General features: G+C 40.8%; 8 protein-coding genes. 7 read left to right on the top strand and 1 reads right to left on the bottom strand.

Annotated elements, in window-relative coordinates:
- Positions 1-59 precede the first annotated feature (59 nt).
- The 3 genes from I7804_RS00675 to I7804_RS00665 all read left to right on the top strand — a co-directional run bounded on the left by I7804_RS00675 (position 60) and on the right by I7804_RS00665 (position 6,872).
- Positions 60-2,540 (top strand): glycogen/starch/alpha-glucan phosphorylase, encoded by a 2,481-nt coding sequence (locus I7804_RS00675; RefSeq protein WP_022753722.1) that lies wholly within the window; start codon positions 60-62, stop codon positions 2,538-2,540.
- A gap of 335 nt (positions 2,541-2,875) precedes the next feature.
- Positions 2,876-5,170: a hydratase gene (locus tag I7804_RS00670; RefSeq protein ID WP_248404414.1), complete on the top strand. Its 2,295-nt coding sequence runs from the start codon at positions 2,876-2,878 to the stop codon at positions 5,168-5,170.
- 118 nt (positions 5,171-5,288) lie between these two features.
- Positions 5,289-6,872 (top strand): glycoside hydrolase family 9 protein, encoded by a 1,584-nt coding sequence (locus I7804_RS00665; protein WP_248404412.1) that lies wholly within the window; start codon positions 5,289-5,291, stop codon positions 6,870-6,872.
- Positions 6,873-7,215: 343 nt separating this feature from the next.
- On the opposite strand, the gene I7804_RS00660 is transcribed toward I7804_RS00665, so the two are convergent.
- A complete protein-coding gene (locus I7804_RS00660; protein ID WP_248404410.1) occupies positions 7,216-7,950 on the bottom strand; it encodes a lysophospholipid acyltransferase family protein in 735 nt (244 codons plus the stop codon).
- Positions 7,951-8,174: 224 nt separating this feature from the next.
- On the opposite strand from I7804_RS00660, the gene I7804_RS00655 reads away from it, so the two are divergent.
- From I7804_RS00655 to I7804_RS00640, 4 genes are all read left to right on the top strand, one after another.
- Complete coding sequence (locus I7804_RS00655) at positions 8,175-9,509, top strand: dihydroorotase (RefSeq protein WP_248404408.1); 1,335 nt, start codon at positions 8,175-8,177, stop codon at positions 9,507-9,509.
- A gap of 107 nt (positions 9,510-9,616) precedes the next feature.
- On the top strand, positions 9,617-10,414 hold the full coding sequence (locus I7804_RS00650) for a dihydroorotate dehydrogenase electron transfer subunit (protein ID WP_248405924.1): 798 nt from the start codon (positions 9,617-9,619) through the stop codon (positions 10,412-10,414).
- Positions 10,415-10,562: 148 nt separating this feature from the next.
- Positions 10,563-11,468, top strand: coding sequence for a dihydroorotate dehydrogenase (locus I7804_RS00645; RefSeq protein ID WP_248404406.1), 906 nt, complete (start codon positions 10,563-10,565; stop codon positions 11,466-11,468).
- A gap of 641 nt (positions 11,469-12,109) precedes the next feature.
- Entirely contained in the window at positions 12,110-13,228 is a 1,119-nt protein-coding gene (locus I7804_RS00640) for an ATP-binding protein (protein WP_248404404.1), read from the top strand.
- The last annotated feature ends 16 nt before the right edge of the window (positions 13,229-13,244 follow it).

The following is a 13,244-nucleotide window of genomic DNA, read 5'->3' as shown; positions in this document are numbered from 1 at the left end:
TATCAGCATCCGCGGCTTAAGTATTCTACTTGTATTGTTTACTTTTTGGAGGTATACATATGGCTAAGACTACTAAGACCAGAGAATCTTTTGACAAAGAATTATTCAAGCGTAGCGTTTTATATAATATCAAAACTCTCTACAGAAGAACTCTCGAAGAAGCAACTCCCCAGCAGATATATCAGGCGGCAAGCCTTGCCATCAAGGATCAGATCATCGATCAGTGGATGGACACGCAGAAAGCCATGGAAGAGCAGGATCCCAAGATCGTGTATTATATGTCCATGGAATTCCTGATGGGGCGAGCATTTGGCAATAACCTCATAAACCTTCGTGCATATGAGGGCGTAGGAGAGGTTATGGATGAACTTGGCGTTGATCTAAACCTCATAGAAGATCAGGAACCGGATCCTGCCCTTGGTAACGGAGGTCTTGGAAGACTTGCTGCATGCTTCCTTGATTCACTTGCATCTCTTAATTATGTGGCATACGGATGCGGAATCCGTTACAAATACGGCATGTTCCGTCAGGAGATACATGACGGATATCAGGTTGAAAAGCCCGATGACTGGCTTGTTAACGGCAATCCATTTGAACTTCGCCGTCAGGAATATGCCAAGGAGATAAAGTTCGGCGGATATGTCAGAATGTATCAGGATGAGAACGGCAGGACTATGTTCAAGCAGGAGGATTATCAGGCTGTAAGAGCTGTTCCTTACGACCTTCCTGTTCTTGGCTATGGCAATGGTGTTGTAGATACTCTGCGTATCTGGGATGCTGAGCCTATTAACAATTTCCAGCTTGACTCTTTTGATAAGGGTGATTATCAGAAGGCTGTAGAGCAGGAGAACCTTGCCAAGCAGATATGTGAAGTATTATATCCCAATGATAATCATATAGCGGGCAAAGAGCTAAGACTCAAACAGCAGTATTTCTTCATCTCCGCTTCAGTTCAGACTGCTGTTCAGAAATACCTTAAGAATCATGATGACATCAAAAAGTTCTACGAGAAGAATGTATTCCAGCTCAATGATACTCATCCTACAGTTGCTGTAGCTGAGCTCATGAGAGTTCTTATGGATGACTATTATCTTGAATGGGATGAAGCATGGGATGTTACTACCAAGACCTGCTGTTATACCAACCATACTATCATGGCAGAAGCTCTTGAGAAGTGGCCTCAGGATTTGTTCCAGAGACTTCTTCCTCGTATATATCAGATAGTTGAGGAGATCAATAGAAGATTTAATATAGAAATAGTAAACAGATATTCAAACGATCATAATGCAAGTGTTGACGAGAAGCTTCGTAAGATGGCTATCCTCTATGATAATCAGGTACGTATGGCTCATCTTGCAATAGTTGGAAGCCACTCAGTTAACGGTGTCGCCAAACTTCATACAGAGATCCTTGAAAAGAGAGAACTTAAGGATTTCTATGAGATGATGCCAGAGAAGTTCAACAATAAGACCAATGGTATCACTCAGAGAAGATTCCTGATGCATGCTAATCCTCTTCTTGCAGACTGGTGTACCAAGAAGGTTGGAGACGGCTGGATAACAGATCTTACAGTATTAAAGGGACTTAAGAAGACTGCTGCTACAGCTAAGGCCGGCAAGGAATTCATGGCTATCAAGAAAAAGAATAAAGAAAGACTTGCCAAATATATCCTGCAGCATAACGGCATCCAGATCGATCCTGATTCTATCTATGACTGCCAGGTAAAAAGACTTCATGAGTATAAAAGGCAGCTCCTTAATATACTCCATGTAATATACCTGTATGACAAGATCAAGTCAGATCCTAAGTTCGATATGCCTAAGGAGACCTTTATCTTTGGTGCTAAAGCTGCGGCAGGATACAGGATTGCAAAGCTTACAATTAAGCTCATCAATTCAGTAGCAGATGTAGTTAATAATGATCCTGATGTTAACGGTCGTATCAAGGTAGTATTCATAGAAGATTACAGGGTATCCAATGCTGAGCTTATCTTTGCGGCAGCAGATGTATCAGAGCAGATATCTACCGCAAGCCGTGAAGCGTCCGGAACAGGTAACATGAAGATGATGCTTAACGGTGCTGTTACCATCGGCACCATGGACGGAGCTAACGTAGAGATAGTAGGAGAAGTTGGCAAGGACAATGCCTTCATTTTCGGTATGTCATCTGATGAAGTCATAGAGCATGAGAGAAAAAATGACTATGATCCTATGAGCATCTATAATAGCGATGCTGTTATAAAAAAGACAGTGGACCATCTCATCGACGGAACCTTCAGTAAGGACAAGGAACTGTTCAGACCACTTTGGAACTCTCTTCTTAATACTAAGGATACAAGTAAGGCAGACACTTATTTTATCCTTAAAGACTTCCATTCCTATGCCGAGGCTCAGGCAAAGGTCAGAAAGGCTTATGAGGACAAGGCCGGCTGGGCCAAGATGGCTATGCTTCAGACAGCATGCTGTGGCAAGTTCTCATCAGACAGGACTATAGAAGAGTATGTTAAGGATATATGGCATCTGGATAAGATCAAGATCTAAGTGATTATGGCATAGTAAGTTTAGGTATTTACAACCTGATCTATATGAATTAGTTTCCCCTTCGCGTTTGCGGAGGGGATTTTTACATAAAATCGCTACATTAGGGATATTAATTTAGTAACTTGATTATATATAGATAAAATTGTATATTTATAAAAGTAAGATTGTATACACGTATATCACAACTTGGAATTATATAATTTCTTTAATGTTTCTTTTATAATTACGCATATAGCCGGCTATGATTTTTTTATCAAGTATAAGAACAAAGGTTTATGATACGGTGATGTCATTAAGTGATTATATGTTCCTTATATTATTGGCAGGAGGTTCAGATGATAACTACTACAAAAACAGGCGCTTATCTTGTAAACGGCACAGATCTTATAGAAGACAGCGCAGATGCTTTAGAGGCCGTAGCAGCTAAAACAGGCAAGACCCCGGATAAGGAAGAAGCTAAAAAGGGTACTATAGCCTATAGCATTCTCAAAGCCCACAATACATCGGGCAATATGGATGATCTTCAGATCAAATTCGATAAACTCACTTCCCATGACATTACATATGTTGGTATCATTCAGACAGCACGTGCGTCAGGTCTTACCAAGTTCCCGATTCCTTATGTTCTGACCAACTGCCATAACTCTCTGTGCGCAGTAGGTGGAACTATCAATGAAGATGATCATATGTTCGGTCTTACTGCAGCCAAGAAATACGGCGGAATGTATGTTCCACCTCACCAGGCTGTAATCCATCAGTTTGCAAGAGAGGTTCTTGCTACAGGTGGTGGCATGATCCTTGGATCTGATTCTCATACAAGGTACGGCGCTCTTGGAACCATGGCAATGGGAGAAGGCGGACCTGAGCTTGTTAAGCAGCTTCTGTCTCAGACTTATGATATCAAGATGCCGGGCGTTATAGCTATATATATGACAGGAGAGCCTGTTAAGGGCGTAGGACCTCAGGACGTAGCTCTTGCTATTATCGGTGAAGTATTCAAGTCAGGATATGTCAAGAACAAGGTTATGGAGTTCGTAGGTCCCGGCGTTGCAAGCCTTTCTGCAGACTTCCGTATAGGCGTTGACGTTATGACTACAGAGACCACCTGTCTTTCATCTATCTGGCAGACAGATGATGAGATAGAGTCCTTCTATGAGATCCATGGAAGAAAAGAAGACTATAAGAAGCTCTCACCTTCTGATGTTGCATATTATGACGGCGTAGTTAAGGTGGATCTTAGCACTATAAGACCTATGATCGCTATGCCTTTCCATCCTTCTATGGCATATGAGATTGATTTTGTAAATGCTAACCTTGAGCAGATGCTCCATGAGACAGAAGAAAGAGCCAAGGTTTCATTTGGAGATAAGATAGAGTACTCTCTTAAGGACAAGATAGTAGATGGTAAGTTCCTTGTAGATCAGGGTATCATCGCAGGCTGCGCCGGAGGCGGATTTGAGAATATCTGCGCCGCAGCTGATATCATGAAGGGCCGCTACATAGGAGCTGATAAGTTCACTATGTCTGTATATCCTGCATCTACACCTATTTATATGGAACTTCTCAAAAACGGCGTTGCAGCTTCACTCCTTGAGACAGGAACAGTCCTTAAGACCGCCTTCTGTGGACCATGTTTTGGCGCAGGAGATACACCTGCCAACAATGCATTCTCTATCCGTCACTCAACACGTAACTTCCCTAACAGAGAAGGTTCCAAGGTTCAGAACGGACAGATATCTTCAGTTGCACTTATGGATGCAAGATCTATCGCAGCTACAGCTGCCAATAAGGGCTTCCTTACACCTGCAACTGAGTTTGATGGAGAATACAATCAGTATACATATCATTTTGATGCCAATATTTATAAGAACAGAGTATTTGATTCACACGGCGTTGCTGATCCGGATGCTCAGATTCAGTTCGGACCTAACATCAAAGACTGGCCTAAGATGGAGGCACTTCCCAAGGATCTTGTACTTAAGGTTGTATCTGAGATCCATGATCCTGTTACAACAACTGACGAGCTTATACCTTCCGGTGAGACATCATCTTACAGATCTAATCCTCAGGGACTTGCAGAGTTTACTCTTTCAAGAAAAGATCCTGAGTATGTAGGTCGTGCCAAGGAGATCCAGAAAGCTGAGACAGCCCTTGTTGCAGGAGATGATCCTTTCAAGGCAGTACCGGAACTTGAAAATGTGGTAGATACTATCAAAAAGTCCGGTGCAGATGTCACAATAGATGTTGAAAGCGTTGGATTTGGTTCAACTATTTTTGCAGTTAAGCCGGGCGATGGATCAGCCCGTGAGCAGGCAGCCTCCTGCCAGAAGGTTCTTGGAGGATGGGCTAATGTAGCCAATGAATATGCTACTAAGCGTTATCGTTCCAATCTCATAAACTGGGGTATGCTTCCGCTTATAATCGAGCAGGGCGACCTTCCATTTAAGAACCTTGATTACATCTTCCTTCCTGATATAAGAAAAGAAGTTGAGGACAAGGCTGATACTATCAAAGCGGTAGCTGTAAGTGGTGACCAGACCAAAGAGTTTACTATGACTCTTGGTGATCTTACAGATCATGAAAGACAGATCATTCTTGATGGATGTCTTATCAATTTCAACAGACAGTAATATAATATAAGTAACATCATAGGTTTTAAAGTCATAATGCCAGGCTCTATACGGCTGGCATTATGGCTTTATGTATTTCTATATATCAATCTACTGAAATTGGGGGACTTCTTTCGTTATGCTATCACATAAGATAAGAGCTACCAGTATTTTGCTATTGACCTGTGTTTTACTCGTTTCAGGGTGCGCAGAATCTGCGCCTTCTATCAATCCCATCACAGATACTATACAAGAGGATTCGCTTACTACGCCGGATCCGGCCCTTTCTACGGCTATAGCTCTTGAAAGCATATCTCCTAAAATTCTGACCGATCAAAACGGCTATAGAACGGGAGCTTCCAAGACAGTTCTTTTTATAAACAAAGATTTAGATACTTCTAAGCTTCCATCAACATTTGAGATCAGAAAAGTAGCGGATGATGCTGCCGTTTTTACAGCTTCAATCACATGGTCTTTGGATAAGGCCGGTGATACAGGCGAATGCATTGGAAGCGGAACATTTACAGACTATCAGACAGATGGTGACTATTATATCTACGCAGAAGGACTGGGGGACTCCTGCTCTTTTTCCATAGGAGATGGTGTATATGACATGCTGTATGAAAGTGCGCTGAGGCAGTACTACCTTAACAGGTGCGGTGTTGCGCTGACGCAGGAATACGCAGGTGACGATGCCAGAGGTATATGCCACTCTGATCTTGCAACTTATAAAAGTGACAGTTCTAAAACCCTTGATATAACAGGCGGATGGCACCTTGATTCTAATGCGGACAGAGACGTTGAGACGGGATGCCTTATAATAGATAACCTTCTGCTTTCGTATGAGATGAATCCTGAGGTATTTACTAAAGATTGCGGGATTCCAGAAAGCGGGGATGATGTTCCGGATGTCCTTGATGAGATAAGATATGAGGCAGACTGGCTTTTGAAGATGCAGGATAAGAGTACAGGAGGAGTATATGCATCTGCTCTGACCAATGCCAAAGCAGGACAGAACCTGTCTATGGCCCAGGTTATAGTAACAGATGTTACGCCTCAGGCTACTATCAGCTTTGCGGCAACCCTTGGCTGGTGCAGTTATGTTTATGGGAATATCGATCCTGATTTTTCCAAAAAGTGTCTGGAAGCTTCCAAGAAGGCTTATGAAGCAGCTTCTTCAATGGGAGCTTTGGGAAGCTGTGATGCTTCGTTTCTTGCAGCTGCGCAGCTTTACAGATTGACGGGGGACAAGACTTATGAGAATTGTCTTTCGACATATTTTAAGAGTAGCTCATTCGAATCAGATTTTATCATGAATGACTGTATCTTCATGGGAGGCATATGCTATCTTAAGACTACTCAGCCTGTTAACAGAGATGTGTGTTCTAAGATAATGGGAGCGCTGATAGGCGAGGCTGAGACCATAAGTGTTGCATCCAAGAAATCAGATTATATGATATCTACAGGAAGTTATGATGATATCACGACGATCCTTCGTAATATGCGCTGCCTTACAGTGACCAACCATATAATATACAGTCAGGAATATGTTGAGATAATAGAAAATCATGCACATTTTCTTCTGGGAAGAGGGCCTTCCGGAGCCAATCTGGCTACAGATACCACAGAATATACCTACAAACAAAACGGCACCAAAACAGGGATCCTGTACGATCCCATCCTGGATGCCGAGTTCCTGATACTGCTTAGTGCGATAATGTAGAGCTTGTATAGAGTCCAACATGATCAGTGAGATCCCCTTAGGATTTGAAGGCGGTGGACATTTATAAATAGTTTTCACATCTTGATAGTTTTATATAATTCAAGGCACAATAGCTGTAGCTTTATATTCTATGGTCCGAAACTCGCTTCGCTCAGACATGCGGACCATAAGAAGAATATAAATCTCCATCTATTATGCTCTTGAATTATTATAAAACTCTCAAAGATGCGAAAACTATTTATAAATGTCCACCGTCTGCAAATCCTAAGGGAATCTCACTAATCATGTGCTAGCTGCTAGCTATTAAAAAGGACACCGCCTGTAAAAGCGATGTCCTTATTTTTTAGTTCTCGTTAAGATTTCTGGTATAAGCTTCCTGCATCATGTTCCTGAAGTACTCATGAACCTGCTTTTGATCTTCCTTAGAGAGGTCGCTGAAGCGAACTGGGGGAAGGTATTCGAGGACTACATGCGTTGACTTAAGGAATGGAAGGTGGTTCTCAAAGATGTCACGTGTATGTGTGACAATCATTGGAACGATAGGGCAGTTGGTACGCTGCGCAGGTTTGAAACTTCCCTTGTGGAATTCCTGAATTGTAACTTCGTCCTTGTTTCTGGTGCCTTCCGGATATATGCAGATGGAGATGCCGCTTTTGATCTTATCAATTGCTGAGAAGATGATCTGAGCGCTCTGCTTGACATCGCTTCTATCCATGAAGAGGCAGTCGAGGAATAGCATCCACCAGGACAGGAACGGAACCTTTAAGAATTCCTTCTTGGCTATATAACCTGTAGGTCTTGGAACTCTGCAATAGGTAAGCACTACGTCGAAGTAGCTTAAGTGGTTACCGATATACAGAACAGCTTCGTCCTTAGGAACATTCTCTTCACCCTTAACAGTGAGCTTGACACCTGATAGGAATGCTACAACTCTAAATGCCCAGGATACGATAGCAAGTGAACTTCTCCTTGATAGATCTTTATTGATAAGACCTATTATAAGTTCGATGATATAGAGCGGAATTGATACTATAAAAAATACAAGTAAAAATATTGCAGTAAGAATGAATCTTATCATTTTGTCTCCTTGTGCTGCGAGTTTTAGTTAGTAATAATTAAGTGGTTTTGCAATATATATTGGACAAAACCACAGATGCAGATTTATTATAATTTAGATGTATATTGTAGGTCAAATCCTTTTGGGACGATGATAATACCTTGGTTTTAAAAGGTAAAGGATTCAATTCTTTTCTCACGAAGAGTTTATTAGCATAAAGATACAAAGGTATAAGGGAGAGCACGATGCTATTAATAAAAAACGGATATGTGATAGACCCTGAATCCGGCAGGGAAGGTAAAGCTGATATCCTTATTAGCGACGATGGCATTATATCTAAGATAAGCGATGCTACCAATGAAAGTAGTACCAATGAATGTGATATCACTGAATGTAGTGGTATAGAAGGCAGTAATGACACAGCTTCTGGTCTTCAGGTTATTGATGCAGACGGACTTATAGTGACAGCAGGTCTTATAGATGGTCATGTACACTTTAGAGATCCCGGCCAGACTTACAAGGAAGATATAATAACAGGGGCCAGTGCTGCAGCAAAGGGCGGATATACAAGTGTCATCATGATGGGCAATACTATCCCTCATATGGACAATCCCGAGACTCTTAAATATGCTCTTGAAAAAGGTGCTACAACAGGAATCCATACCTACGTATGTGCCAACGTGACTATGGGTATGGAAGGGCGAGAGCTTACTGATATGTCTGCGCTTATAAAGGCAGGGGCAGTTCTATTTACAGATGATGGAAAACCTGTAATCGAAGAAAGCCTTATGAAGATTGCGTGTGAGAATGCAGCAAGGCTTAATAAAGTGATAAGTCTTCACGAAGAAAATCCCAAATATATAAAAGAAAATGGAGTAAATTCTGGAAGCGCGGCAGAAAGCCTTGGACTTACAGGATCTGATCGCATGGCAGAAATATCTATGGTTGAACGAGATATAAGGATCGCTGAGGAGACAGGATGCGCGCTTACAATACAGCATATCAGTACTAAAGAGGCAGTCGAACTTATAAGACAGGCAAGGAAAAATGGAGCTAATATCCATGCAGAGGCTACTCCTCATCACTTCACTCTTACAGATGAAGCAGTAAAAAAGCATGGAACCCTTGCCAAGATGAATCCTCCTCTTAGAAAAGAAGATGACAGACTTGCAATAATCAAGGGACTTCAAGATGGGACTATAGATATGATCGCAACAGATCATGCTCCTCATAGTAAGGAAGAAAAGGACAGAGATTTTAAGGATGCTCCAAGTGGAATAATAGGGCTTGAAACAGCTTTTTCCTTAGGACTTAGAGAACTTGTGGAGCCGGGATATCTGACGATAAGAGAACTTCTTGATCGTATGAGCACAGCTACGGCAAGGCTATACGAACTTCCGGGAGGAGCTGTTAAAGAGGGAGCACCGGCGGATCTTATGATATTTGATAAAAATGAAAAGTGGGTTGTTCCGGACAAGTTTGCATCAAAAGCTGTAAATTCTCCATTTATTGGAGAGACAATGCCGGGGGTAATCAAGTATACTATAGCAAGTGGTAAGGTTGTATATAAAACATTCTAAAGGTAGGTAAGTTTGAAAATGTTCCATTTTCAAACCCAAATTGGTGTCGCGAGCTCCACCAATTTGAACCATTAGTCGCTCGTTTCACTCGCGACATGAGGTTATTTATGGCAAAGAAGAAAGTAAGTGCAAAAGTTATATCTCAGAAGATCATTGCTGATGGGATATATGATCTAAGACTTGAAACAGAGATTACAGAGGATGCAGTTCCCGGTCAGTTCGTTGGAGTTTATACAGATGATAAGTCTTCTCTCCTTCCTCGTCCTATCAGTATCTGCGGTGTAGATAAGGAAAAAAATGAATTAAGGCTCGTTTACAGAGTTGTGGGCAAGGGAACAGATCTTTTTTCAAAACTATCAGAGGGTGATCAGGTGGATGTACTGGGACCTCTGGGGAATGGCTATCCTATGGAAGAAGCTGCAGGTAAGACTGCAATCCTTATGGGCGGCGGAATCGGTGTTCCTCCGCTTTTGGAGCTTGCAAAAAGGCTCACAAGACTTTCGGAAGATAAGCGTCCTAAAGATATCAAGATAGTAATGGGATACAGGAATGATCAGACTTTCCTTGCTGATGAATTCAGAAAATATGCTGAGCTGTATATAGCTACAGACGATGGAAGTCTTGGTACGCACGGAACTGTAATAGATGCCCTTAATGAGCAGAACATCGAGGGCGATGTTATCTATACCTGCGGACCTATGCCGATGCTTAGAGGAATCAAAAAGTATGCCGCAGAGCATAACATGAAGGCATATCTGTCTCTTGAAGAGAGGATGGCATGCGGCGTTGGAGCCTGCCTTGGATGCGTTGTAAAAACAAGAGATGTAGATGCACATTCACATGTTAATAACGCAAGGATCTGTACAGATGGGCCTGTATTTGATGCAGAGGATGTAGATATCTGATATTGATTAATTCATGTAAAAATAATGATATCAGTATTTGGATATAAATATCTAAATACTACCTATGTAAGGTCAAGGTATATATAGGCATATAATCATAAAGACTATTGTTATTAAAAGTCATGTAGAGCATGAAATAGGAGATAATGTGAATACTAAGATAAATATCGCAGGTGTAGAATTCAAAAATCCGGTAATGGTTGCATCAGGAACCTTTGGATCTGGCCAGGAGTACGGAGAATTTGTAGATCTTAATAAGCTTGGAGCTGTTGTTACTAAGGGTGTTGCAGACAAGCCCTGGCCTGGCAATCCTGTCCCAAGAGTAGCAGAGACAGCAAGCGGAATGCTCAATGCAATAGGCCTTCAGAATCCGGGAATAGATGTTTTTATAGAAAGAGATCTTCCGTTCCTTCAGAAGTATGACACGAGGATCATCGTCAATGTATGCGGACATTCTGAAGAAGAGTATCTGAATGTAGTAGACAGACTCTCTGATGAGAAAGTTGATATGCTTGAGATCAACGTATCCTGTCCTAATGTCAAGGAAGGTGGTATAGCATTTGGAACCAGGCCTGATGCTCTCTACAATATAACAAATGAGATCAAAAAGCATGCTAAGCAGCCTGTAATCATGAAGCTATCACCTAATGTAACAGATATAGCTGAGATGGCAAGGGCAGCAGAGAGCGCAGGAGCTGATGCTATATCACTTATAAATACCATCACAGGCATGAAGATAGATATTAACAAGAGGAAGTTCGTCCTTGCAAATAAGACAGGCGGACTTTCAGGTCCTGCTATAAAGCCTGTTGCTGTGCGCATGGTATATCAGTGCGCTCAGGCAGTTAAGATCCCGATCATAGGAATGGGCGGAATCGCAACAGGTGAGGATGCAATAGAGTTCATGCTGGCAGGAGCTACAGGTGTTGCTGTAGGCATGATGAACTTCCATGATCCATATGCTACTGAGAAGGTTGTAGATGGAATAGAGAAGTATATGCAGGATCAGAAGCTTGATGATATTGGTGAGATCATCGGCGCTGTGCATGAATGATTGCTTTGTAGTTGTTTGAGTGTATATTATTTGTATATAAAGTCACATTTTTGTCGGTGAAAATCCAATAAATTACCGGAAAAAATGTGACTTGGTTATTTTAAAGGGGGAACACATAATGAAGACAAAAATGAGTTTGATAACGATGGGGTGGCGGGGGTGATAAGATCCCTGGATTCCAGAGCATTGTTTTACAGGGGGAATGGTGCGGCGAAGGAATTCAGAAGAATAGACTTAAACTGAAGAAGCCTGAGTGGTTTGTATTTATTGCAAGAGTGGATGACAAGACAATAATAAGTATCTAATTAAGAATGAGGATTGACTTTGGGGATATTAGACTTTGTGGTCGCCCCAATTGTGACAATGGTAATTTTAATACGAGTGTATTTAGAGAAAAAAGGCGTTTCGTAGCATAATTACGAAATGCCTTTAATATTTTCGGACAAAATAAAAAACGTAAATATTATTGATGAATAGTAAAAAAAAAGAATAAAATAGTAAAAAAGCGTAAATAGTAATATACAAGCGTAAAAAATAGTAAAAAAGCGTAAATATTAATATATAAGCGTAAAAAATAGTAAAAACAAATAAAAAGCGTAAAAAGAAATGCTATAAAATAATAGTAAAAGAGAGGAGCTGTTATGAATGTTAGGATTGATCCCTTTACTCTTACACCAGGAGTGGCAGGTAAACCATATATTGATTGTGGTATAGCAGATGAAATAATTACAAATTTTAAAAGCAGTGAATCGTCAAAATATGTATATAAAATAACAGGACTTAGAGGCTCCGGGAAATCTGTGGAATATGGTAAGGTGTTACAGGCACTTGAGAAAGATAAAAACTGGCTTGTGTATCCATTAGCGGCAGAGGGCAGTGGAGTAACAGCACTTATATCATATCTTAGTCAAGAAGATTTTATTAACGAACAAAAGACAGAAACTTCAGTAAAAACTAATGCAACTGCTGAAGGCGGAATTCCAATTATATCTGGTAAGGGAAGCATAGAAATAACAAAAACCTATGCTGAGAATAATAACTTTTATGATAAAGAGGCTGTATTGGCAAGTATGATTGCTAAAGCGAACAAGAAAAATCTCAATGTCCTTGTTATGATAGATGATATTTCCAGAACGGATAGTACAGTAGAACTCCTTTCTATATTGGGGACTATGTTTAACCGAGGTAAACGCGTATATCTAGTTGTGAGTGGACTTTCAAAAAATATAGAAGAATTTTTTACAACTAGCAGGAACAATCCAAGTAATCAGGCGATTTCCAAAAGTCTGTCATTTTTTAGGCGTGGAGACACGAGAGAAGTGAAGCCACTAGATAAATTTGATATTGCAAATAACTATGAAAAATATCTTGGTGTGGATGCTGCAGAAGCAAAAAAATTATACGACATGACATTGGGCTATGCGTATGCATATCAGGTGCTAGGTTCATTATATTTTAATAAAAAGGAAACAGAAACACTTGAAGATTTGATTCCTGACTATGAGAGAACACTGTTTAAATCTTATAATCTCGATTGGCCTGAGCTGACTGACAAGGAACAGGAATTCATACGAAGTTTTTATAAGGGTAAGACTGGAAAGGCAAAAGATACTAAAGCAAATATGTCTAATCCAGACACTTATAACATGTACAGAGATCGTCTTATTGAAAAGCACTTCTTTTCTGCAAATCAAAGAGGCTACCTTGAAGCACGGCTTCCAAGATTTGATAGATTTATAGAAATATGGTGTAATGATTAACGTATATAAAGGTTAG

The sequence above is a fragment of the Butyrivibrio fibrisolvens genome (assembly GCF_023206215.1).
In the GTDB taxonomy this organism is placed as follows: domain Bacteria; phylum Bacillota; class Clostridia; order Lachnospirales; family Lachnospiraceae; genus Butyrivibrio; species Butyrivibrio fibrisolvens_C.
The sequence above is the reverse complement of the archived record's forward strand: the minus strand, read 5'-3'. Positions and strand labels throughout refer to the sequence as shown.

Bases quoted from the DNA above. Each gene is read 5' to 3' on its own strand.
- I7804_RS00665 (WP_248404412.1), top strand. From the start codon at position 5,289: ATGCTATCACATAAGATAAGAGCTACCAGTATTTTGCTATTGACCTGT.
- I7804_RS00670 (WP_248404414.1), top strand. From the start codon at position 2,876: ATGATAACTACTACAAAAACAGGCGCTTATCTTGTAAACGGCACAGAT.
- I7804_RS00640 (WP_248404404.1), top strand. From the start codon at position 12,110: ATGAATGTTAGGATTGATCCCTTTACTCTTACACCAGGAGTGGCAGGT.
- I7804_RS00650 (WP_248405924.1), top strand. From the start codon at position 9,617: ATGGCAAAGAAGAAAGTAAGTGCAAAAGTTATATCTCAGAAGATCATT.
- I7804_RS00660 (WP_248404410.1), bottom strand. From the start codon at position 7,950: ATGATAAGATTCATTCTTACTGCAATATTTTTACTTGTATTTTTTATA.
- I7804_RS00655 (WP_248404408.1), top strand. From the start codon at position 8,175: ATGCTATTAATAAAAAACGGATATGTGATAGACCCTGAATCCGGCAGG.
- I7804_RS00675 (WP_022753722.1), top strand. From the start codon at position 60: ATGGCTAAGACTACTAAGACCAGAGAATCTTTTGACAAAGAATTATTC.